At 39.4% G+C, this 21,758-nt stretch carries 21 protein-coding genes and 3 pseudogenes; 18 read left to right on the top strand and 6 right to left on the bottom strand.

The window, feature by feature from the left end; all coding sequences use genetic code 11:
• Nucleotides 1–136: 136 nt before the first annotated feature.
• The 5 genes from ACFJIZ_RS11280 to ACFJIZ_RS11260 all read right to left on the bottom strand — a co-directional run bounded on the left by ACFJIZ_RS11280 (nucleotide 137) and on the right by ACFJIZ_RS11260 (nucleotide 4,639).
• Nucleotides 137–1,588, bottom strand: coding sequence for a glycoside hydrolase family 30 beta sandwich domain-containing protein (locus ACFJIZ_RS11280; protein WP_379093729.1), 1,452 nt, complete (start codon nucleotides 1,586–1,588; stop codon nucleotides 137–139).
• An 11-nt stretch (nucleotides 1,589–1,599) separates the two neighbouring features.
• Nucleotides 1,600–1,884, bottom strand: coding sequence for a fibronectin type III-like domain-contianing protein (locus ACFJIZ_RS11275; protein ID WP_379093726.1), 285 nt, complete (start codon nucleotides 1,882–1,884; stop codon nucleotides 1,600–1,602).
• Between the two features lie 65 nt (nucleotides 1,885–1,949).
• The gene (locus ACFJIZ_RS11270; RefSeq protein WP_379093724.1) at nucleotides 1,950–3,323 is read right to left on the bottom strand and encodes a glycoside hydrolase family 3 C-terminal domain-containing protein; all 1,374 of its coding nucleotides are present in this window, start codon (nucleotides 3,321–3,323) and stop codon (nucleotides 1,950–1,952) included.
• Nucleotides 3,286–3,915 carry a glycoside hydrolase family 3 N-terminal domain-containing protein gene (locus tag ACFJIZ_RS11265; protein ID WP_379093721.1) on the bottom strand — a complete coding sequence of 210 codons (630 nt, stop codon included), beginning with the start codon at nucleotides 3,913–3,915 and terminating at the stop codon, nucleotides 3,286–3,288. The genes ACFJIZ_RS11270 and ACFJIZ_RS11265 overlap by 38 nt, the downstream gene beginning before the upstream one ends.
• A gap of 589 nt (nucleotides 3,916–4,504) precedes the next feature.
• A complete protein-coding gene (locus ACFJIZ_RS11260) occupies nucleotides 4,505–4,639 on the bottom strand; it encodes a hypothetical protein (RefSeq protein ID WP_379093718.1) in 135 nt (44 codons plus the stop codon).
• 237 nt (nucleotides 4,640–4,876) lie between these two features.
• On the opposite strand from ACFJIZ_RS11260, the gene ACFJIZ_RS11255 reads away from it, so the two are divergent.
• Both ACFJIZ_RS11255 and ACFJIZ_RS11250 read left to right on the top strand, forming a co-directional pair.
• Nucleotides 4,877–5,971 (top strand): sensor histidine kinase, encoded by a 1,095-nt coding sequence (locus ACFJIZ_RS11255; protein ID WP_379093715.1) that lies wholly within the window; start codon nucleotides 4,877–4,879, stop codon nucleotides 5,969–5,971.
• A gap of 2 nt (nucleotides 5,972–5,973) precedes the next feature.
• A complete protein-coding gene (locus ACFJIZ_RS11250) occupies nucleotides 5,974–6,696 on the top strand; it encodes a LytR/AlgR family response regulator transcription factor (protein WP_379093712.1) in 723 nt (240 codons plus the stop codon).
• On the opposite strand, the gene ACFJIZ_RS11245 is transcribed toward ACFJIZ_RS11250, so the two are convergent.
• On the bottom strand, nucleotides 6,677–7,513 hold the full coding sequence (locus tag ACFJIZ_RS11245; RefSeq protein WP_379093709.1) for an alpha/beta hydrolase family protein: 837 nt from the start codon (nucleotides 7,511–7,513) through the stop codon (nucleotides 6,677–6,679). The two genes, ACFJIZ_RS11250 and ACFJIZ_RS11245, sit on opposite strands and share 20 nt — an antisense overlap.
• A gap of 173 nt (nucleotides 7,514–7,686) precedes the next feature.
• On the opposite strand from ACFJIZ_RS11245, the pseudogene hemA reads away from it, so the two are divergent.
• The 16 genes and pseudogenes from hemA (at nucleotide 7,687) to ACFJIZ_RS11165 (ending at nucleotide 21,753) form a co-directional block, all read left to right on the top strand.
• Nucleotides 7,687–8,912: pseudogene (gene hemA, locus ACFJIZ_RS11240) on the top strand (glutamyl-tRNA reductase).
• Between the two features lie 81 nt (nucleotides 8,913–8,993).
• Nucleotides 8,994–10,572: pseudogene (gene hemC, locus ACFJIZ_RS11235) on the top strand (hydroxymethylbilane synthase).
• Nucleotides 10,573–10,587: 15 nt separating this feature from the next.
• Nucleotides 10,588–11,556 carry a porphobilinogen synthase gene (gene hemB, locus ACFJIZ_RS11230; protein ID WP_379093706.1) on the top strand — a complete coding sequence of 323 codons (969 nt, stop codon included), beginning with the start codon at nucleotides 10,588–10,590 and terminating at the stop codon, nucleotides 11,554–11,556.
• An 81-nt stretch (nucleotides 11,557–11,637) separates the two neighbouring features.
• Nucleotides 11,638–13,012: pseudogene (gene hemL, locus ACFJIZ_RS11225) on the top strand (glutamate-1-semialdehyde 2,1-aminomutase).
• 1 nt (nucleotide 13,013) lies between these two features.
• The gene (locus ACFJIZ_RS11220; RefSeq protein WP_379093703.1) at nucleotides 13,014–13,880 is read left to right on the top strand and encodes a sensor histidine kinase; all 867 of its coding nucleotides are present in this window, start codon (nucleotides 13,014–13,016) and stop codon (nucleotides 13,878–13,880) included.
• Nucleotide 13,881: 1 nt separating this feature from the next.
• The gene (locus ACFJIZ_RS11215) at nucleotides 13,882–14,589 is read left to right on the top strand and encodes a response regulator transcription factor (protein WP_379093700.1); all 708 of its coding nucleotides are present in this window, start codon (nucleotides 13,882–13,884) and stop codon (nucleotides 14,587–14,589) included.
• A complete protein-coding gene (locus ACFJIZ_RS11210) occupies nucleotides 14,589–15,107 on the top strand; it encodes a hypothetical protein (RefSeq protein ID WP_379093696.1) in 519 nt (172 codons plus the stop codon). The genes ACFJIZ_RS11215 and ACFJIZ_RS11210 overlap by 1 nt, the downstream gene beginning before the upstream one ends.
• 6 nt (nucleotides 15,108–15,113) lie before the next feature.
• Nucleotides 15,114–16,139 carry a uroporphyrinogen decarboxylase gene (hemE, locus tag ACFJIZ_RS11205; protein WP_379093693.1) on the top strand — a complete coding sequence of 342 codons (1,026 nt, stop codon included), beginning with the start codon at nucleotides 15,114–15,116 and terminating at the stop codon, nucleotides 16,137–16,139.
• 60 nt (nucleotides 16,140–16,199) lie between these two features.
• Entirely contained in the window at nucleotides 16,200–16,748 is a 549-nt protein-coding gene (locus tag ACFJIZ_RS11200; RefSeq protein WP_379093690.1) for a CopD family protein, read from the top strand.
• 283 nt (nucleotides 16,749–17,031) lie between these two features.
• The gene (locus tag ACFJIZ_RS11195; protein WP_379093687.1) at nucleotides 17,032–17,847 is read left to right on the top strand and encodes a hypothetical protein; all 816 of its coding nucleotides are present in this window, start codon (nucleotides 17,032–17,034) and stop codon (nucleotides 17,845–17,847) included.
• A gap of 8 nt (nucleotides 17,848–17,855) precedes the next feature.
• Entirely contained in the window at nucleotides 17,856–18,161 is a 306-nt protein-coding gene (locus ACFJIZ_RS11190) for a hypothetical protein (RefSeq protein WP_379093684.1), read from the top strand.
• A gap of 138 nt (nucleotides 18,162–18,299) precedes the next feature.
• Nucleotides 18,300–18,665, top strand: coding sequence for an RNA polymerase sigma factor (locus ACFJIZ_RS11185; RefSeq protein ID WP_379093680.1), 366 nt, complete (start codon nucleotides 18,300–18,302; stop codon nucleotides 18,663–18,665).
• Nucleotides 18,665–18,868 carry an RNA polymerase sigma factor gene (locus tag ACFJIZ_RS11180; protein ID WP_379093677.1) on the top strand — a complete coding sequence of 68 codons (204 nt, stop codon included), beginning with the start codon at nucleotides 18,665–18,667 and terminating at the stop codon, nucleotides 18,866–18,868. Before ACFJIZ_RS11185 ends, ACFJIZ_RS11180 begins: the two co-directional genes overlap by 1 nt.
• The gene (locus ACFJIZ_RS11175; protein WP_379093674.1) at nucleotides 18,858–19,586 is read left to right on the top strand and encodes a hypothetical protein; all 729 of its coding nucleotides are present in this window, start codon (nucleotides 18,858–18,860) and stop codon (nucleotides 19,584–19,586) included. The genes ACFJIZ_RS11180 and ACFJIZ_RS11175 overlap by 11 nt, the downstream gene beginning before the upstream one ends.
• Nucleotides 19,587–19,641: 55 nt before the next feature.
• Nucleotides 19,642–20,439: an outer membrane beta-barrel protein gene (locus ACFJIZ_RS11170; RefSeq protein WP_379093671.1), complete on the top strand. Its 798-nt coding sequence runs from the start codon at nucleotides 19,642–19,644 to the stop codon at nucleotides 20,437–20,439.
• 321 nt (nucleotides 20,440–20,760) lie between these two features.
• Nucleotides 20,761–21,753, top strand: a complete 993-nt coding sequence (locus ACFJIZ_RS11165) for an ABC transporter ATP-binding protein (protein ID WP_379093668.1) — start codon at nucleotides 20,761–20,763, stop codon at nucleotides 21,751–21,753.
• The last annotated feature ends 5 nt before the right edge of the window (nucleotides 21,754–21,758 follow it).

Below are 21,758 nucleotides of genomic sequence, written 5' to 3'. Positions count from 1 at the left end.
TATGATTGTTATATCAACAGTAATGGTACAAAAAAGTTTCGTCCATTAACAAATAATTGCTTCTTCATACCTTAAAAGAAAACCCCGCTAAAGGGCGGGGCTAACTAATCAATCATATAAATATGAAACTCTTATGTTACCAAACATAGGTGCCAGCGGCACCAGCAGGTAAGGTTGTGGTTACGATTTTACCATCATCTTTGATGTTAAATATTTGGTCGGATGAATTGGTATTCATTACGATCAATACTTTTTTGCCATCTGGTGTCTTAAACGCTACATTAGATAAGGTATTGTTTAAGGTAGAGCCAATGCGCACAGCACCAGGCCTAACAAATTTAGAGGCATGTGCAATTACATAATAAGCCACATTCCTGCTCACAGCTGGAGCAATGGTAATGGCACCTAAACAAGTGGTACAACCACCATCTGGGGTGTGTGGATTATAATTTGCATCAGCAGCCAAGTTCCATTCCAATACGTTGCGGCTCCAGTTTCTGGTAGCACCTACAATTAAGGTAGACACATGCCATTTAAGGTCTTCTGCAAAATTACTCGGACCACCTACCCATTGTTCTGTGAAATATACGTTTTTGTTGGGATAGGCATTGCGGACCGTAGAAAGTGCCGAAATGTTGCCACCATATAAATGGAAAGCAGAACCATCTACATACGCATTTGCGGCAGGTACTGCTAAAATTGTCATCGGGTAATCTGGGCGATCGGCGTTATGGTCGTAAACAATTATCTTGGTTGCTAAACCTGCAGTTTGGAATGCTGGCCCTAAAGCGGTTTTGACGAAATTTGCCTGGTCTACAGCCTCCATGTACATACTTGGCGTATTACCTGGATGTAGCGGCTCGTTTTGGATGGTAATTGCATCTATTGTAATGCCCTGCGCTTTCATGGCCTGTATATACTTTACAAAATACTTTGCGTACGATTGATAGTACTCAGGCTTTAAGCTCCCTCCTTTATAGGCGTTGTTGGTCTTCATCCAAGTTGGAGCAGTCCATGGAGAGCCCAAGATCTTGATGTTTGGATTGATGGCCAAAATCTTCTTTAAGATGGGTACCAAGTCAACCATTTCTGCTTCAATTGAAAAATGGTCTTGGTTAACGTCAGTTTGACCTGTTGGACGCTCGTTATAGGTGAAAACATTCGCACTGAGGTCTGATGCACCAATACTCACCCTTAGATAACTTACCCCAATGGCACCTTCTTCAGTCGAAAACAACTCTTTGATCAACGCATCTTTTTCAGCTGTGCCCAAACTGTTCATTAAAGTAGCACTTCCACCTGTTAAGGTATAACCAAAGCCATCTATGGTCTGGAAAACTTGTGATGGATCAACCTCTATGGTCGTATTCCCATTATTGGTAGCAGAAAAATTAAGGGCTACGTTTTGTTTTTGTAGCAGTACTGATCGGTCGCCCTTCGTTAACCAGAAACTTACATCGCTGGTAACAGGTGTAACCACGGGTGGTGTCGTTGGACCTCCTTTATCGTCAGTCTTTGTACCTTTTTTACAGGCACAAGAAACCAAGATGATTGCAAAGCCAAAGAAGACGCTTGAAATGAATTTCATGCCGTTCATAGTTAAGGGATGTAATTGAATTTGATTTTTTTATCTCCTAGTTGAATCTGAAATTCTCCAGCCTCAGTTACTTTTTTAAGTTCGCTGTTTACATAAGCAATGTCCTCAGCTTTGATTTTGAAGGTAACCGTTTTGCTTTCGCCCGGTTTAAGTTCAATTTTATCGAAACCTCTTAAGCGTTTGATATCTGGACTGATGTCGCTCGCTACCAAATCAGAAATATACAAAAGTACACTTTCTTTGCCGACAACTTTTCCGGTATTACTCACGTCTACACTGATGTTCAAAGTCTCACCTTTCTTTAAGGTGTTCTTGTTTAATTTGATATCGCCATAACCAAATGTGGTATAGCTTAAACCGTAGCCAAATACATATTGTGGGTTGTAATCTGCATCATAATTGTAGGTCCTTCGGTAGTTCCCCTGGCTTCAGATGGTTTGTGGTAATAGGTAAACAGCGCATTTGGAAATTGTGGATAGGTATAAGGTAATCTTCCAGATGGGTTAACGTCACCATATAAGATATCGGCCAATGCGTTACCGCCAAAATTACCCGGTAGGTAGGTTTGTACGATCGCATTCATTTTTTTCTCAAACTTGCTGATCACACGTGGACGGCCTTCATTTAAGACCAAAACTACTGTTTTACCAGTTGCCGCTAATTTTTGGGCCAGTTCGGTCTGTAAGTCTGATAGATAGAGGTCGCTTAAGTTTCCTGGAGTTTCGGTATAAGAATTTTCACCTAGGCAAAGTACAATAACATCCACATTCTTAGCGGCAGCAATGGTCTCTTCCATTTTATCGGCGTATTCCTCAAAATACTTACCACTCATTTTGTAGCTAACACCTGGGCTATACACTACATTTTCTTTTCCAACCTTGTTTTGTAAAGCCTCTAAAATGGTATTGTATTTGGCTGCAAAGTCTTCAACTTTCTCGCCTTGCCATGAGTAGGTCCAAGCACCGTTTAAGGTCCGCATCGAATTGGCGTTAGGGCCAGTAACCAAAATTTTGGCCGATTTATTTAGTGGTAACACATTATTGCTGTTCTTCAATAAGGTAATTGATTCTGCTGCGGTATTTTGAGCAGCCTGCTCATAAGCCTTACTGCCAAACTCTGGGTAATCTTTGATGTTTGTGGTGGGTTTATTAAATAGGTCTAGTTCGTATTTAACGGTTAAAATCCTTCTTACTGCATCATCAATACGTGTTTGTTTTACTTTTCCTTCTTTAACCAAAGCAATAAGGTCATCGCAAAAAGGTTCGTATTGATAGGCAACCATAGACATGTCAATACCTGCATTGATTGCAAGCATTACCGCTTCCTTATTGTTTTTGGCCACATGATCTCTTTTGTACAAATTCTCTATATCACCCCAATCGGTAACCACCAAGCCTTTAAAGCCCAATTCTTCTTTTAATAATTTGGTCAAGATTTTATAGCTGGCATGTACGGGTACACCGTTCATCAGACCTGAATTGATCATGATCGTTCTTGCACCTGCATCTATAGCGGCTTTAAATGGAGGTAAATGATATTCTCTTAAAGCTTGGTCAGAGATAATTGCTGGCGTCCTGTCTTTACCGGAAAGTGGAACCTGATAACCTAAAAAGTGTTTGATAGAAGCGGCAACTTTAAAAGGATTGCCGATGTTGTTGTCTTTTCCTTGGTAACCATAGATCATTTGTTTACCCAACTCGGCAATGAGATAAGGGTACCTCTCCAAAACTTTCCCACTGACGTGGAAAACGTGGGTCGGCACCTAGGTCTAACAAAGGCGAAAATGCCCATGGAATAGAGCTTGCTCTGGTTTCGTAGGCTGTAATTTCTGCACCTTTTAATACCAATGCTCTATTAAATGTAGCGGCTTGACCAATTTGTTGCGGAAACATAGTTGCTCCAGCAGTATAGGTTTCGCCATGTATGGCATCAATACCATATATTACCGGAATGGCATTTTTGTTTTTAGACATGGCCATCTGCTGTATTTTACTTACCACTTCAAACCAATGTTCTGGCGTTCTTGCCCTGTTGTTAGATGCGTTCAATACAGAACCTAGCTTATATTTAACCAATGCTTTTTCCATGGCTACCTCATCTAAGGTAAATGGTTCATCACTGCTAAAACGATCTTTTCCTTTGCCGATCACATCCAAAGTGATTTGGGCCATCTGCCCAACTTTCTCTTCCAATGTCATCTTGGCCAGTAAAGCATTTACTTTTTGTTGTAGTGCGGTTTGGTTCTGTTTCTGTTGTGCAAAAACCTGTAAGGTTGTTAACGTAAGCAATAGCACCAGGCTATAGTTTCTAATGTTCATATCGATTTAAGTATTTTGGATGTAAGAACTCCTAAAATACTGCGATTTTGCATTAAAACCGAACAATGTAAGTCAATTATTTGAAGATAAATAATTGATTTTTAATCGCTTAAGACTGTTTTGATACGCTTAATCCGCATGGTTTTAAAATTGTTTCTAATTGATAATGAGCCGATAAGCATTTAGGTAAACTTGGCTTGGCCATTTTTGTTAATGCGTTTAAATAACATGGCCTTGTAGTGGTAAAATGCAGGTGTTTTTTTTGTAAAAAATGTATGCACTTGTAGATTTTTGCTAAAATTTACTACAGATCAGCCCAATTGTAGGTGTTGATGTTGCACTATTTTTTATAATCTAGAATGAAGATAAAAAAGAAGTGCAACATTTTAAAATATTAGCCTACTTAAATCAATAGATTGATCAGTTATTTTTTAAAAATGCCATGACCACGTCGGTAGGTATTCTTTTTTCGCTTATGATTTGTTTTAAGATCTGATTTAGCCCTTCTCTAACTTTGGCCCTCTCAATTTTGATTTTTTTGCCATTAACCGCTTCCTGGTATACCAGTTCTTGGCTGGCATTGTAAAATTTAACAATCGAGTTTTTTCGGTGTTTTTACATTGCTTTCTACCACCCAGTTGGCAAAATTGGCAGTGTCTTTTTTTTCTTGTGCGCTAGCAGTTAAGCTAAGCATGGCGATGAGTGTACTGATCAATAGTTTCATGTTGTTTGATTTTGTTGAGCTAAAAGTATATAGCACATCAAACAATTGTTTTTGATATAGTTATATAGCGATTAACGGTCGTCGCAGCTTTCTTTTTGATCTATAAAAGCCATATCATCTTATTTTTAAGGCGATTTGAAATGAAAAGATGCTGTTTGTCTATCAAATGCTGTTGTTTGTCGTCATTTACGAATAAAACACTGCGATATTTAAGCTAAAGGTTATTTTTGTTAGGTGATGAACAGCTATAGATTTTCAGAGAAACAGATTTCGACTGGTAGGATTGTATCCCACATTGTGTTTTGGATGGTAGTCTGGTTATTTACTTCATTTGTTTATGGATACAATAAGCAAGATTTTAGGATGGCATTGGAGAATAACCTTTCCTTTTTGCCCATCCATATCTTTTACTTCTATACCGTTTCTTACTTTTTACCGAGATTTTTGTTCAACAAACAATATTTCATCTTCTTTGCTTTACTACTGCTTTGTGTGTTCTTCCTTGTGCCATTGTTCACCAGGTTAATGGATATCATGGTGGTTGAACCTAAGCTCGATGCCTATTTAAAAAGTAAGGGTTATAGCAGATGGGATAAAGTTACCGGTACTTTTTGGGAGCGATTGACCAATACCGACGCGTATTTAAGTGCATTTAAAGGTGCAAACCTAGTGGTTTGGGTAGCCATAGCCATAAGGTCATTTAAGTTATGGTACGAACGCCACCATGCGGCACTACAAGCAGAGCTCGATTTTTTGAAAGGTCAGATCCACCCTCATTTTTTGTTCAATACCTTAAATAACCTCTACGCATTAACCCTAAGCAATTCGCCTAAATCGCCAAACATTGTGATGGGGCTGTCAGAGATCTTAAGGTACATGCTGTATGAATGTAATGTAGAGCATGTCGACCTCAAAAAGGATGTGGAGGTTTTGGAAAGTTATATCCTTATCGAAAAGATACGTTATGAAGACCGTCTCGATCTGAGCTTCACCAAAACAGGAGAGATCAATGGATATCAAATTGCACCCTTATTGTTATTGCCTTTGGTAGAGAATGCATTTAAACACGGCGTAAGCGAGAAGGTGGGAGAGGCTTGGGTTAATATTGATTTATCTGTAAAGGGTAATCTGCTTAAATTTAAGGTGGCCAACAGCAAAGCGGAAAAGATTGATCAAACTGCAGCCAAGCATTACGGTAAGATTGGATTGGAAAATGTACGTAAACGTTTACAGATCATTTATCCGAAGGCTCACGAAATCAAAATATTTGATGAGGAGGAACTATTTGTGGCTATCCTCGAGATTAATTTGGATAAAATGATCAAATTGTAATCATGAGGATCAGGACACTTATAGTTGACGATGAGCCCCACGCCATTGAGGTGATTGAACGTTACCTGCAGAATTTTGCTGATATCGAGTTGGTGGCCAAATGTCCTGATGCCATTAAAGCTTTTCAGGTTTTACAGCAAAAATCGATCGATCTGGTTTTTTTGGATATCAAAATGCCTGGTTTAAACGGCACAGACCTGATCAAGAGTTTAAAAAAGCCACCTAAAGTAATCTTTACTACAGCCTATAGCGAGTACGCAGTTGATGGGTTTGAGCTAAATGCCATAGATTACCTGTTAAAACCCATTCCTTTTGATCGCTTCCTTAAATCGATGGATAAGGTGTTAGAGCATTTTGGCAACAATAAACAGGTGGTACTTTCAGAAAGGCAGTCGTTGGCAAGCACAGAGCAGTTTCTTTACCTAAAAGTAGACCGCAAAATGATGAAGATCAATGTCAATGAAATTTGTTGGATAGAGAGCATCAAAGATTATGTAAAAGTAGTTTTACCAGATAAGGTATTGGTTACCAAACAAAAAATCAGCTTGTTACAAGAACTATTGCCAGAAGAACAGTTCTGCAGGATCCATCGCTCCTTTATCGTTTCCATTGCAAAAGTAGATAGTTATTATGCCTATGCAGTGGAAATTTTAGGCAAAGAACTTCCAATAGGCAGAAACTACAAGCAAAATGTGCAGAAGAGTTTTAGAGATACAGGGTATTAGTCTTTAAAAAGGCCAAGCTTTTTTCGCACACTTGCAACAATTGTGGGGGCAAGGTTTCGTTGGTGTAAGGGTGCGATGCCCCATAAACATGGTTGGCCTGTTCAATTTTTGCCAATCTGCTGTTAGGGTTTGCATCGGCCAGTTTTTGTGCAGTTTCTAAAGGTACGTTCACATCATCGGTACCTTGTACAATCAACCAAGGGACATGTACCTGTTTGGCAGCAGCTAGTATATTGAGTTTATCTTTATTTTCTTCAAAATCAGTCAATAAAGTAACATTTAAAGGCATTTTCTCTTTCGTGCGTGCATTCACTACTTCAATTTTCCCTTCTTTTCTCCATTCAGCTTCTTGTTCCTTTTTCCAGAGACTACTAAAATCGGCAATGGCACTCCAGGTGATCAAGGCTTTAACATGTGGATGATTTGCCGCTTGCAAAATACTCAAGCCACCACCACGACTATGTCCAATCAAACAAACCTCGTTTACACCTAGATTTTGCAGGGCATAATCAATCACCAAATCTACATCTAACATTTCTTTAGAAACCGTATTTGAAGCAAAGGTTTCCATGTCGCTTACATCATTTGGCTTTTGAACAGTTACACCACTGTGCGACAGATTAAACTTGAGGTAACGGTAACCATTTTGGGCAAAATAACGTGCTACCAAGTGGTGTGCACCCCAATCTTTAAAGCCTTTAAATCCGTGGATGAAAATTATCAGCGGTGCATTTGTATTTTTATCGTCATAAGTTAAGTCGCCTGTGATGGTCTTCTGGTTGGCCCCAATCAATGAAAACTCCTCGTTATGTATCATAATCTGTTGTGATTGATGTTTTAGACAATAATAACAATTTTTAAGATATAGGGTTTGTTAATTCTCAGTTAATTTAAAACCTTTCTAAATTAGCCTAAATTACAGCATAATGACAGATATGCGGGTTTACGTTTTTACTTTTGTTCGCACTAAATTAATAGGCTGTACCCATTTTGGAATATTTAAAGATTATTGCATTTACACATAAACAGATTGACCTAAAAGCTTTAGGGAAATTAGTGATATGTGAGCATACGCTGGATGATAGGTTGAGAAATATCCAATCAGAATTGAATATCAAAGAGATATTTTATGTTGGTACCTGTAACCGTGTAGAATTTGTATTTACTTCTTCTAACGAGCTTAATAAGGCCTTCATCAGCCGTTTTCTGCATGTATTGGATATGGGCCTACCTGAAGAGTACATGGAGCAGTTTATCGCAAACGTTTCGGTGTACGAAAAAGTAGAAGCCTTTAACCATTTGTTACGTACTTCTTGTTCTTTAGAAAGCTTGGTAGTTGGCGAGAAAGAAATCTTGGCGCAGGTACGTAAGGCCTACGAAGCCTGTCGCGTTGCCGGTTTTACTGGCGATTACATGCGCATGATCATGAACCGTGTGGTTAAAACAGCAAAAGAAGTTTATACCCATACCAATATCTCAAAAAACCCAGTATCGATTGTGTCTTTGGCGTATCGCAAACTGCGCGACCTGAACATGTGTGCCAATTCTCGCTTATTGATCATTGGCGCCGGAGAAACCAATAAAAATATTGCACAGTACCTTAAAAAGCATAAATATTCTAATTTTTCTGTATTCAATAGAACGATAGAAAAGGCAGAAGCCTTAGCCAAAGACCTGAATGGAACTGCTTGTCCGCTTTCGGCATTGGCTGATTACAGAGACGGGTTTGATGTGATCATTACCTGTACTGGTGCTACCGAACCTATCCTTACCGAAAGATCTATATCAAATTGTTGAATGGCGACACTGCTAAAAAAGTGATCGTAGACTTGGCAGTTCCTAATGATACCGCACCAGAAGTGGTTAAAAACTTCCCCATGCATTTTATCGAAGTAGAATCGCTAAAGGAAATTGCCCGCAAAAATATCCAAGAACGTTACGACGAATTGATCAATGCTGAGCATATCATCGACGAAAATATTAAAGAATTTGAATCAGTATTGCGCCAACGCAAAATAGAAATCGCCATGAGCGATGTGCCTAAAAAAATCAAAGAGATTAAACATACGGCCATCAATGGTGTTTTTGCCGACGAAATCAATACTTTAGATGACAATTCGAGAGCGGTATTGGAACGGGTTATGGATTACATGGAGAAAAAATGCATCACCATCCCAATGGTAATGGCAAAAGAAATCCTGGTAAAAAATAGCTAAAGCTTAAATTGGCCGATCAGGCTTATCTATACAGACCCTCTTTCGAAATTTTGATTAAATTTGCGGAAAAACTAGCATAAGGTGAAGAAAATAATTATTGGTACACGCGGAAGCGATTTGGCATTATGGCAAGCTAACAATACAAAAGACAGGTTGGCTGGCATCGGTATAGATGCAGAATTAAAAATCATTAAAACGCAGGGCGATAAAATATTAAATCTTAGACTCGATAAATTAGAAGGCAAAGGGTTCTTTACCAAAGAATTGGAAGAGGAACTGTTGGATGGAAGTATCGATATCGCGGTCCACTCTCATAAAGATCTACCTACTACCAACCCAGAGGGATTGATCATTGCTGCTGTTACAGAACGCGAAGACCCTTCAGAATTATTGTTGATCCTTAAAGATTGTGTAGATGTAAGTCAAAAGCTATCCTTAAAAAAAGGAGCAATGGTTGGCACTTCCTCTAACCGTCGTAAAGCACAGTTGTTGGCCTTACGTTCGGATTTAAATATCGAAGACCTACGCGGAAACGTACCTACACGTATCCAAAAACTACGTGATGAAGATTATGATGCGATCATGCTTGCAAAAGCTGGTGTAAATAGGTTGAACATAGACCTGAGCGAATTCCATGTAGAGGTAGTAGATACCACAGAACTTGTTCCAGCACCGGCACAAGGCGCTTTGGCCATCCAGGATCCGAGCAAACGATACAGAATTGTTTACGGCATTGCAACAGATACATGATCAGGCCACTGCTGAAGAAATTGCGGTAGAACGTAAAGTGCTTAATCTTTTTGAAGGTGGATGCCACATGCCGCTTGGTTGTTATTGTAAAAAAGAAGATGGCGAGTTTGAGGTGTGGACTTCTAAGGCAGAAACCGATGAAGATTTTCCAGATCGTTTGTTTTTAAGAACAAGCAGTACTGAAGGTTTGGCCGAAAAGATTGTGGCCAAGTTTAGCAAAGAGCGAAAAATGCCAACCAAAGTATTTATTTCGAGAGAAATTGGTGAGCATAGCTATTTCAGAAAAGCATTAGAAAAACACCATATCGAAATAGAAGGACGCTCATTGATCCGTACCTTCCCAATTGTAAATATCCTAGAATCCATTTTACCTCAAACATATCGATTGGATATTCTTTAGCAGTAGAAATGGGGTAGAGTATTTCTTTAAACTCAACCCGGTTTTGCCTAAAAAAGTACAATTTGGTGTAGTTGGCAGAGGTTCTGAAGATACCTTAAGGAAATTTGGACATCTGGCAGATTTTGTTGGCGAGAGTGGTGATATTGTAGAAGTGGCTGAAGAATTTGCCAAACTTGTGGTAGGCCAAACCGTGATGTTCCCAAGAGCACAAGACTCGTTGTTGAGCATCCAGAAGTCTTTGGGCGCCGATACAAAAATCGTGATCTACCGATTTACGAAACCGTAATTGAAGATAATATTGATGGTACAGCTGCCGAAGTTTTGATCTTTACCAGCCCATCAAACGTTGATGCCTACTTTACCGATAATTTGTTGGAACCAGAGCAGAAAGTAATCGCTATTGGCAACTCTACTGGTAAAAAGTTTGAAGAGATGGGCGTAAAATATGCTTTACCATACTCTCCAGATGAGATAGGATTAGCTGAAGCCGTTTTTGGAATAGATATCTAATTGAATGATAAAACAATGATACATAGACCCCGTAGGTTAAGAAAAAACCCAGTTGTGAGAGAGATGATCGCCGAAACACGGTTGTCAAAAGACATGTTTATTTATCCATATTTTGTGGTGCCTGGTACTGGGGTAACCAAAGCTATCGATGCCATGCCTGGAATCAGTCATTTTTCTGCAGACACCTTGTTAAAGGATGTAGAAAAGGGCTTAAAATTAGGTGTCAATAAAATTATGTTATTTGGTGTGGGTGATGAGAAAAGTGAAGATGCACATGCTGCTCACGACCCTCATTCGTTGGTACCTGTTGCAGTAAAAGAGCTAAAGAAAAATTTTGGCGACGATCTATACGTGGTAACCGATGTTTGCGTTTGTTCTTACACTACTCACGGTCATTGTGGGATCATGAAAGACGATTATGTACAAAACGATGCAACGGTAGAGCTGATTGCCAAAATGGCTTTAAATCATGCAGAAGCCGGAGCAGATATGTTGGCCCCATCAGATATGATGGATGGTCGTGTGGCCGCCATTAGACATAAACTAGATGGAAGTGGATTTGTGAATACAGCAATCATGTCGCATGCCACAAAATTTGCCTCTGCCTATTATGGCCCGTTTAGAGAAGCTGCAGACTGTGCGCCGAACAAAGGAGATAGAAAGGCTTATCAAATGGATTTCAGAAATGGAACCGAAGCAGTGAGAGAAGCCCTGTTAGATGAAAGTGAAGGTGCAGATGTACTGATGGTTAAACCAGCTTTGGCCTATTTAGATGTGATCAGCAGATTGAAACAAAACTCAGACCTGCCTATTGCCTGTTATAATGTTTCTGGAGAATATTCCATGATCAAGGCAGCAGCACAACGAGGCTGGATAGACGAACAGAAAGTAGTAATGGAAACCATGCACGCCTTTGCCAGAGCAGGAGCAAGCATCATCACCACTTACCACATTAGAGATATAGTAGAGCAGAAATGGATGTAAAAAAGTTGTTAGTTGAAAGTTTAAAGTTCTGCATTTTCGAAAACTTTAAACTTTTTACTTTACACTTTTAACTTAAATAAAATGTTAGAATCGTTAAAGAAAATATTCTCAGGAACCGAAGAAGAGATGCCGGTAAATACGGGTAGCAAACCTGATATTAGTCGCGAGAAATCGGCAGAGCTGTATGCAAAATCAAAAACCTTTTTCCCAGGTGGGGTAAACTCTCCAGTTAGGGCATTCAAATCGGTTTATGGTACACCATTGTTTATTCAAAAAGGCGATGGTTGTATGATCTGGGATGCAGATGGCAACCAGTTTATCGATTTCTGCGCAAGCTGGGGACCACTTATTTTAGGCCATAACAATTCAAAGATCAGAGAGAAGGTGATCGAGGTGATGCAGAACGGGATGAGTTTTGGTGCACCAACAGCTTTAGAGAACGAATTGGCCGAACTGATCATCAAGAACAACAGTTATGTAGAGAAGATCCGTTTTACCAGTTCAGGAACAGAGGCAGTAATGTCAGCGATTAGATTGGCCCGTGGTTATACTGGAAGAGACAAGATCGATCAAATTTGAAGGCTGTTACCATGGCCATAGCGATTCGCTTTTGGTAAAAGCGGGTTCAGGTCTGGTTACCTTCGGCGAAACCTCTTCGGCAGGCGTGCCTCAATCTTTTGCGGCAGAAACCATTGTGATCGCTTTAAATGATAAAGAAGCAATCACTAAGGCCTTTGAACAATTTAAAGATCAGGTAGCTGCGGTAATTATAGAAGGTATTCCAGCAAATAACGGATTGTTGTTGCAAGACAAAGACTATATCGAATTTTTAAGGGCTGCTTGTACTGAAAACGACGCCTTGTTGATTTTTGATGAAGTAATCACTGGTTTTAGAATAGGTTTTGAAGGTGCGGCAGCACATTATGGCATCAAACCAGATATCGTTACCTACGGAAAAATTATAGGTGGTGGTTTGCCTGTGGGCATGTATGGTGCTTCGGCAGAAATCATGGGCCATATTTCTCCAGATGGTGGAGTTTACCAAGCAGGAACCTTGTCTGGTAATCCGGTAGCGATGGCTGCGGGTATTGCAACCCTAACTGAGCTTTTACGCTCAGGGTTTTATAAAGAACTGAATGCAAAGGCCCAAGAATTTGCCGAAAGCATACAGCGTTTTGCAAGTGCAAAAAACTATAAATTCAAGGTATTTACCATTGGCTCGATCTTTTGGTTTGCCTTTACAGATAAAGATAAGATACAGACGGCTGACGACATTGATCCAACAAGTATGGAGAAATTTAAGATCATGCACCGCGAATTGTTAAATCGAGGCATCTATTTAGGTCCATCAGGTTACGAAGTGGGTTTTGTATCGGCAGCACATACCAAAATTGAACTAGAGAAAGCAAAAAGGGCAATTTTTGATGCTTTAGACCTAGTTTTTAGAAAACAGTAAAATGAAAAAATCGATAGTCATCTTCTACTTGTTATTGCTCTATGCTTTGTCTGAAATGTTTTGGTGGGGCACTGTTGTAATTAAACTGCAACCCCAAAGGGTAGGTATGATCATCGGAGAGGGGGCTGTTTTTATATTTCTACTTTGTGTCGGAGCCTATTTTATCCATGCTTCCATCAAAAAAGAAGATCGTTTACATGAGCGACAACAGAATTTCCTGTTATCGGTTACCCACGAACTGAAATCGCCTTTGGCGGCCATCAAACTTTCATTACAGACCATTGTAAAAAGAGACCTGGACAGGCAGATGCAGACTTCTCTGCTCAACAACTCTTTAAAAGATATCGAACGTTTGGACGATCTGGTCGAAAATATGCTGTTGGCTACCAAGATCGAAAGTAGAACCTATTCTTTCCCGAAAGAAGAATTCGATTTCTCTGAACTGGTTACCAAAATTACCGATCGTTTGCAGGTGCATTCATGTGGTAACCAACAAATTATCAAGGCAAATATCAAAACTGGTGTTAAGGTAATGGGCGATAAATTTGCCTTGTCATCAGTAGTGACGAATCTGGTAGAAAATGCTGTTAAATATTCAGGTCCATGTGCCGAAGTTGCAGTAGAACTCTGTCAAAATGACGGTAAGGCCTTTTTAGTCGTTTCAGACAAAGGTCCGGGCATCCCAGATGGCGAAAAGATGCTTATTTTTGATAAATTTTACCGAGTTGGCGACGAAAATGTGCGTAAATCTAAGGGTACTGGACTTGGCTTGTTTATTGTTAAAGAGGTATTACAAAACCACGACGCTGATATCAGCGTTAAAGATAACGTACCGCAAGGTGCAATTTTTGAAGTAACATTTAATTGATATGCCACAAAAATTAAGAATACTGTTGGTAGAAGACGAAGATCATTTGTTAGATGCCATTAAATTAAACCTCGAATTAGAGGGTTATAAAGTCCACGCTGTTAAAGACGGCAAAACTGCATTAAAAGTTTTTAAGGAAGAACGCTTCAACCTAATCATTTTAGATGTGATGTTGCCAGAAATGGATGGTTTCCAAGTATGCGAAACAATCCGTTTAGAAAATACCGAAGTTCCAATCTTGTTCTTAACTGCTAAAAATACAAGCGAAGACCGTGTAATGGGTCTTAAAAAAGGAGCTGATGATTACCTGGTTAAACCTTTCAATTTAGAGGAGCTGATCCTTCGTGTTGGGATTTTGGTTAAACGTAGCTTAAAAGCCGATCATCTAAAAGAGTTGAACTCTTATAAAATTGGCGATAAGACGATTTATTTCAACTCATTCGAATTGAAGCAGGATGATGGGGTAGTAGTGCCTTTAACCAAAAAGGAAACCATGCTGTTGAAATTGTTGATCGAGCGTAAGAACGAAGCGGTATCTCGCGAGCAGATCTTAGAAACGGTTTGGAACTATGATGTTTATCCATCTACAAGAACCATCGATAACTTTATCCTTACTTTCCGTAAATACTTTGAACCAGACCAAAAAAATCCAGTGTATTTCCACTCGATCAGAGGCGTTGGTTATAAATTTACAGACATCACAAATTAATGTATAATACCTGGAGCAGATATGCTTTAATGGCAATTTTTGCCATGTCGGCATTGGTAAGTTTATATTACAATCAATATCAGCTGGCTGCAATAGCCGGCTTTCTCTTTGCCTTTGTGTTATGGAGCCATTTTAAGCACAGTTCGGTGTTGTTGGCCTCTAAACATTTTAAGGACTCAAATTATGAGAAGGCCGAAAAGATATTGGACGAGGTTGTAAATCCTGATCGATTGGCCAAAAACCGTCGTGGATATTACGAATTTATGAGGGCGAACATTGCGCTGCAAAAGGAGGATTTTGAAACTGCCGAATTTCATTTCCAGATTGCCAGTCGTTTCCCTTTGGGTGGAAAAAATGACAAAGCCTTTGTGCTGATCCATTTGGCCAACCTCGCCCTGCGTAAAAAAGATGGCGAAAGGGCCAAAGCCTATATCGAAAAGGCCAAAGAACTCGCTACCACATCGAGAGCACAAGAAATTATTAAAATTATAGAGAAAGAAGCCAACGGATTGGCCTAATACAAGATGAAGAACAACTTATTTTTAGACGCTGCATTTTCAAAATCTACAGAGCGCCCACCAGTATGGATGATGCGCCAAGCTGGTCGTTTTATGCCACAATACTGGGAAATCAAAAACAAATACTCTTTTTTAGAGATGTGTAAAAACCCAGAGATTGCTGCAGATGTAACCATGCTGCCAGTAGATCTATTAGGTATTGATGCCGCTATTCTTTTCTGCGATATTTTGGTAACTGGCGAAGCTATGGGTGGCGATTTGAGCTTTACCCAAGGTGTTGGACCTAAATTTGCAAATCCGGTTCGTACCGCTGCAGATATCGACAAATTGGAAACCGATGTGGTTGATCGTTTACAATATGTAGCCGATGCCATTAAAGTGATCCAACAGCGTTTAGATGGAAGTATCCCTTTGATCGGTTTTGCTGGTGCCCCTTTTACGGTAATGAGTTACCTAGTAGAAGGTGGTTCGTCTAAAGATTTTAAGTTGACCAAATTGTTGATCCACAACCACCCAGAACTGGCACATCGCCTGTTGGCAAAAATAGCAAAGGTAACCACAGATTATTTGAACCTACAGATTGCTGCTGGTGTAAACGCACTTCAACTTTTTGACAGTTGGGCCTTGGCTTTGTCGTGGAACGATTACCAAGAGTTTTCGCACCAATACAACCAACAGATCATTGCTGGCTTAAATCGAACAAATGTACCAGTCATCTCTTTCTGTAAGGGAAGTTCTGTTTTTGCACCAATCATGGCAGAAGCCAAACCAGATGTAATCTCTGTTGATTGGAATGCAGACCTGTTGAACATTAAAAAAGCCTTACCTGCCCAGATCGCCGTACAGGGTAACTTAGATCCACACATTTTGTATGCAGATCAACCTGTGATCAAAAAACATATCCTACAGTTGTTTGAGCGCATGCGTGGCGAACAAGGTTTTATATTTAATTTAGGGCATGGCATTATGCCAGATATCCCTTTCGACAATGTAAAATATGCAATTGAGGTAGTTAAAGAATTTAGGTATTAATTTAAAGTTGGCCTTAGCTTATTGAAATGGGACGAGGTCGAAGAACAAAAGCTTAAGTAAATGGGAGATTATTACGGCTACTTTTTATCTGTACATATTGTCTTTGTGATCAGCTGGATGGCAGGGTTGTTTTATATCCTTAGCCTCTTTATCTATCATACCGAAGCTAATGATAAACCTGAACCCGATCGTAGTATTTTAGTTGGACAGTTTCTTAAAATGGAAGCTACCTTATGGAAGATCATTGCTACACCTGCAATGATCATTTCTGTTTTGGCGGGGGCCAGTATGCTTTACATCAATCCAACTTTGTTGGAGGCCGATTGGATGATGGTAAAGCTCGGTTTTGTTGTGGCCTTGATCATTTACCATTTTATCTGTCAAAGAATCGTTAAACAACTGAAAGCCGGTATCTATAAAATGAATAGTTTTCAACTGCGCTTATGGCGCGAGCTGGCCACTATCTTTATGGTAGCCATTGTGTTTACAGTGATCCTTAAAAGTGCCGTCAATTGGATCTATGGTCTGATTGGGATGATGGGCTTGGCATTTGTAATCATGTTCGCAGTTAAGGCTTATAAACGCTATAGAGAGAAGAACTCCAAATAAGGTGCTGAATATAAGGTGTAAATGGAAGAGGTAAAATGGAAGATGGTGATCGCTTAATGACTATTGAACCAATGAACGACTGAACCAATAACTTTGTCAGTCTGAACGTGTCGAAGACCAATTGATAAAACATTTCGACAAGCTCAATGTGACAATTTTGAGAGTTGATCAATGAAGCAATAACTTTGTCAGTCTGAGCCTGTCGAAGACAATGGAAAATCGAATAAATCAACTGGTGGCCCAATGAACTAATGACACCAATGAACTAATGAACCAATAATATATGAAAAAACAGCTACTAATTTTATTCTTGATCTGTGTAAGCTGTTCTGTACAAGCACAGTTTAACAACGAGGCGATCTTTAACCGTATCCGCCCAAATGATAGCCTGAGCAAAGAACTCCATTTTAATTTCTATAATTTCAATTACGTAAGAAATTACGAATATTCTAACCAATTTCATGATGGATATACCTTATATGGTACCCAGATAGAGCCGCAATTGGTGTATTATGCCAATCCTAATCTGGCCATTACTGCCGGAGCCTATCTACGTAAGGATTTTGGCAATAAGGGGCTGTACGATGCAGATTTCTTGTTTAATGTAAAGTACCACAAAAGAAACCTTACTTTGGTGTTTGGTAGTCTTGAAGGAAACATCCAACATGGTTACATCGAACCCATCTACGATTTCGAACGCAAAATCACTACGCCAATCGAATATGGAACGCAATTGTTGATCGATAGACAAAAATTTAAATTGGATAGTTGGATTGCTTGGCAGAAAATGATCTACAAAGGCGATCCTGCCAAGAAGAAGATGATCGGTGGATTGAATACGGAAACCACTGTAATGGAAAGAGGCAGGTGGAAAATGACTATTCCTGCCCAATTTCTTGCTTACCACCAAGGTGGACAGATTGATATCCAGAAAGAAACCCCAATTAGTACTTTGTTTAATGGCGCAACAGGATCAAGATCCACAAAGCCATTGGCAACAACATCAAAGAGGTATTTACCGATAACTACATCGCCGTATATAAAGATTTTTCACCTACCAAAAGAAGAGCCTTTCAAGGTGGTTTTGGTTTGTGGTTAAATGCGGGTATGGATACCAAATGGGGTAGTTTTGTAGCTTCATATTGGAAAGGCAATAACTTCTTGACCATTAAGGGAATGCCGCTTTACCAATCTGTATCAGAAAATCTATACGAAAATGGTTTTACACAGAGCAGTCGTAGTATTTTGGCCATCAGGTATGTGTACCAAAAAGAATTGGTGCCGAACCTGTATCTTGATGTCCGTTTTGAACCGCATATCGATTTAGAAAACAGTGACAAGAGCCTACAATTTAACCATTCTTTATTCCTTACCTACAAGGAAGATTTTCGACTATTTAAACGTAAAAAATAGAATAACCATTTCCTTTTCCAAGGTTATGATTTAACGATTGCCCAATGGATGCATTTAACAATCACACTATTTTAATTTTTTTTTCGTGCACGTGCAACCTTTTGCGCCTAGGGCTCATCTACCCTATACAAACAACAAATGAAAGTGACTAAAACATATACGATTGATGACTTGATGGCGGGCTGCAAAGCTGGCGACAGGAAGATGCAAGAAATGCTATACAAGCTTACCGCATCTAAAATGTTGGCCGTATGCATGCGTTATGCCAAAGATCACATGGAGGCTGAAGACGTATTGCAGATGGGTTATGTTAAGGTTTTTCAAAAAGTTAAAGACTATCGTGGTGAAGGTTCATTTGAAGGTTGGATAAGAAGGATAATGGTAAATACAGCGATTGAAAGTTATAGAAAGAACCTGCGCACATTGAGCGTGGTTCCGATAGAAGACGCTTACGAACAACCATCGCAGGGATTTGATTACAGCAGCTTAGGCATGCAGGACTGATGAAAGTGATACAGAAATTGGCAGATGGTTACCGCATGGTATTTAACATGTACATTATAGAAGGTTACTCGCATAAAGAAATTGCAGAAACATTGGGCATCTCAGAAGGTGCAAGTAAATCGCAGTTATCTAGAGCGAGAGCAATATTGCAACAAGAAATTATTAAAATGGAGGGATTTGGTTATGCAACACATGCCGGATAAGGAATTCGATAATCTGTTTAGAGACAGGTTTAAGGATGCAGAGATAGAGCCGTCGGCTAATTTATGGGCCAATATAGAGCAACAGTTGGCCCCAAAACGTAAACGTAGCATGCCAATCTATTGGATGGCGGCAGCGAGCGTAGTAGTTGCTTTTTCAGCAATATTGGCTTTTCAAAAAACAGAGAAGATACAATTGCATTTGGATCAGACCACCGCAAAGGTGAATGTCCCTGTACAAGAAACACAAGATATTACTGCGGATAAAGCTACTGAATCAAACATTGCGGTAAGCGAAGCTGTGATAAGTAGAAGCAGGTCATTTGCGGCTGTAAACTCAACAAGTGTAAAAGCGGTATTGGCCAAGCAAGAAATAGATTTTCAAAAAAATGTGCAAGTGGCCATGCAACCGAATGTAAACGATGCTCGTCTACCTATTAAACAAGCAGATGTTAGACCACTTGATGTATTACCAGTAAAAGAAACCATACTAGAAAGCCCAACAGTAACCGCAACATTGGTAGAGAAACCAAAACTTGAAAGTACAGTCATTACAGAAACAGAAAGCAACACCGAGCGTAAAGGAATTAGAAATGTTGGAGACTTGGTGAACTTTGTAGTAGATAAAGTAGATAAAAGAGACAAGAAATTTTTAAAGTTCAACACAGATGATGATGACAATTCATCGATCATCGGATCAACATCGGATTTATCAAATTGAACTCAAAAAAACATAAATAAGATTTTTAAGACACACAAATAAACCAAACAAACCAATGAAACATTTAATTTTAACAGCAGTTTTGGTAAGCGGACTTACCCTTCTGGCAGCCTCAGGTACAAAAGCACAACAAGATAGCCTTAAACGCAAAAAATTCGACATCAACTATGGTCTAGGTGTAACCATTGGCGAAAAAAGAGACAGCACTGGTAAAATAGACCAAAGCAAAGGACGTTTTGTAGGCGGTATCACCTTCACCCGTTTTGATATCGGTTTTTCGAGACTGATTGACAATGGTAGCTTTTCTTTATCACCAGCAAACGATTTTTTAGCTTATAAAGGCGCAAAAACAAGTACAGTATCCTTTGATGTATTGCAGTTTGGCTACAGATTTAACTCGAATTTCAAAATCTATGTAGCGGGTGGTTTCGATTGGACAATGATCCGTTTGAAAAAAGACATCACCATCCAAAGCAATACGCCAGACCTGACCTACATCAACGAACCAATTATGTTCAGCAAAAACCGCTTCTCTAGCAGCTATGTACACATTCCTTTAAACTTTGAGTTGAGGACCAAAGAAAACAGAAACGGTAACCGCTTTTATGTAGTATTTGGACCAGAAGTAGGCTTTTTGTTGAATGGAAAAGTTAAACAGATCAGCGATGAACGTGGAAAACAGAAATTCAAAGATGACTATAACTTTGCGCCATTCCGTTATGGAGGTACCTTCCGCGTAGGCTTTAACAGTTTAGCTTTATTTGCAAAATACTATGCAAACGATATGTTTGATAGCGCTCCGCAAAAAGGATTAAAGAACATGTCTTTCGGTATTACCTTAGGCTTAAACTAAAACACACCACACACACAAATAAACCCAAGTCCTGTAGCTTTAGCTGCAGGACTTTTTTGTTTTAAAGAAGATGTTGAAACGCGATGTATTATTTTATCAATTAACTAGTCTTATCAAACTCGTTTTGAAAAGCAAAAACAGCAGCCTTTTTTAAAGTTAGTCCCGTCTTCCGCTTTACTTCGTCTCATTCTTCGTCTTCGTGTTCGCTACAACCGGGTTTATTGAAACAAGAGCAGTGTATAAAATAACTTAGTACGCATATCTCTTTCATCTTCTACTTTAAGCTTTCTACCCTTCCGGCCTTTTTAGTATCTTTACCACGTGGATGAGCAAATAATCAAGGTTAGTAAGCTAAGCAAACAATACCAACAACTACAAGCATCAGGCATCAGTAATATCAGCTTTGCAATCAATAAAGGAGATATTGTTGCCATTATTGGCGAAAGTGGAAGTGGTAAATCTACTTTGTTGAAATGCATCTATGGCCTGCTCAAGCCAGATAGCGGAGAGGTGCTGTTTAACGGAAAAAAGGTAAAGGGACCTGATGAGCAATTGATACCTGGCAATGCGGAAATGAAAATGGTAACCCAAGATTTTTCGCTGAACATCTATGCCAAGGTTTACGATAATATTGCTTCGATGTTGTCTAATACAGATGTAAAGGCCAAAGAAGAAAAGACATTGGCCATGATGGAGCATCTGCACATTACCAAACTAAAAGACAAAAAAATCATCGAATTAAGCGGAGGAGAGCAACAGCGCGTAGCCATTGCCAAAGCCTTGATCAGTAATACCAAAGTATTGTTATTAGACGAACCTTTTAGTCAGGTAGACTCGTTGCTGAAGAACCAGTTGCGTGCAGACATTAAACGTTTGGCAAAAGAAACAGGTTTAACGATCATTTTGGTTTCTCATGATCCAACGGATGGATTATTTCTAGCCGATCAATTGTCGATTCTTAAACAGGGTCGACTTTTACAACACGACCAACCAGAAAACATCTATCAAAATCCTTCGGATCTATATACAGCCAAGATCTTGGGCAATGCAGTAAGCTTAACGAGAGATGAGGCCGACCGATTAGGCATCAAAACAACGAAACAAAATGTGGTCTTTTATCCAGAATGGGTAGAACTTAAAAGTACTTGGAACAGCCGACGTTTTGAGGTAAAAGAAGTCTACTATAAAGGTTTTTACGATGAACTTTTATTGGAAAGAAATGGAGTGACCATTAGGGCTTTACAACTCAATAGTGGCGAGCATAAAAAAAACGACCACGTTCAAGCGAACATTGGTCGTTTTTTAGAGTTTTAAATATT

This window comes from Pedobacter sp. UC225_65, assembly GCF_042698365.1.
Classification (GTDB): domain Bacteria; phylum Bacteroidota; class Bacteroidia; order Sphingobacteriales; family Sphingobacteriaceae; genus Pedobacter.
Note: the sequence above shows the minus strand (reverse complement) of the source record. Positions and strands in the feature narration are given on the sequence as shown.

Bases quoted from the DNA above. Each gene is read 5' to 3' on its own strand.
- hemE (WP_379093693.1), top strand. From the start codon at position 15,114: ATGAAGAACAACTTATTTTTAGACGCTGCATTTTCAAAATCTACAGAG.
- ACFJIZ_RS11255 (WP_379093715.1), top strand. From the start codon at position 4,877: ATGAACAGCTATAGATTTTCAGAGAAACAGATTTCGACTGGTAGGATT.
- hemB (WP_379093706.1), top strand. From the start codon at position 10,588: ATGATACATAGACCCCGTAGGTTAAGAAAAAACCCAGTTGTGAGAGAG.
- ACFJIZ_RS11200 (WP_379093690.1), top strand. From the start codon at position 16,200: ATGGGAGATTATTACGGCTACTTTTTATCTGTACATATTGTCTTTGTG.
- ACFJIZ_RS11190 (WP_379093684.1), top strand. From the start codon at position 17,856: ATGGATACCAAATGGGGTAGTTTTGTAGCTTCATATTGGAAAGGCAAT.
- ACFJIZ_RS11170 (WP_379093671.1), top strand. From the start codon at position 19,642: ATGAAACATTTAATTTTAACAGCAGTTTTGGTAAGCGGACTTACCCTT.
- ACFJIZ_RS11245 (WP_379093709.1), bottom strand. From the start codon at position 7,513: ATGATACATAACGAGGAGTTTTCATTGATTGGGGCCAACCAGAAGACC.
- ACFJIZ_RS11195 (WP_379093687.1), top strand. From the start codon at position 17,032: ATGAAAAAACAGCTACTAATTTTATTCTTGATCTGTGTAAGCTGTTCT.
- ACFJIZ_RS11265 (WP_379093721.1), bottom strand. From the start codon at position 3,915: ATGAACATTAGAAACTATAGCCTGGTGCTATTGCTTACGTTAACAACC.
- ACFJIZ_RS11185 (WP_379093680.1), top strand. From the start codon at position 18,300: ATGAAAGTGACTAAAACATATACGATTGATGACTTGATGGCGGGCTGC.
- ACFJIZ_RS11260 (WP_379093718.1), bottom strand. From the start codon at position 4,639: ATGAAACTATTGATCAGTACACTCATCGCCATGCTTAGCTTAACTGCT.
- ACFJIZ_RS11210 (WP_379093696.1), top strand. From the start codon at position 14,589: ATGTATAATACCTGGAGCAGATATGCTTTAATGGCAATTTTTGCCATG.
- ACFJIZ_RS11220 (WP_379093703.1), top strand. From the start codon at position 13,014: ATGAAAAAATCGATAGTCATCTTCTACTTGTTATTGCTCTATGCTTTG.
- ACFJIZ_RS11280 (WP_379093729.1), bottom strand. From the start codon at position 1,588: ATGAAATTCATTTCAAGCGTCTTCTTTGGCTTTGCAATCATCTTGGTT.
- ACFJIZ_RS11175 (WP_379093674.1), top strand. From the start codon at position 18,858: ATGCCGGATAAGGAATTCGATAATCTGTTTAGAGACAGGTTTAAGGAT.
- ACFJIZ_RS11215 (WP_379093700.1), top strand. From the start codon at position 13,882: ATGCCACAAAAATTAAGAATACTGTTGGTAGAAGACGAAGATCATTTG.
- ACFJIZ_RS11180 (WP_379093677.1), top strand. From the start codon at position 18,665: ATGAAAGTGATACAGAAATTGGCAGATGGTTACCGCATGGTATTTAAC.
- ACFJIZ_RS11250 (WP_379093712.1), top strand. From the start codon at position 5,974: ATGAGGATCAGGACACTTATAGTTGACGATGAGCCCCACGCCATTGAG.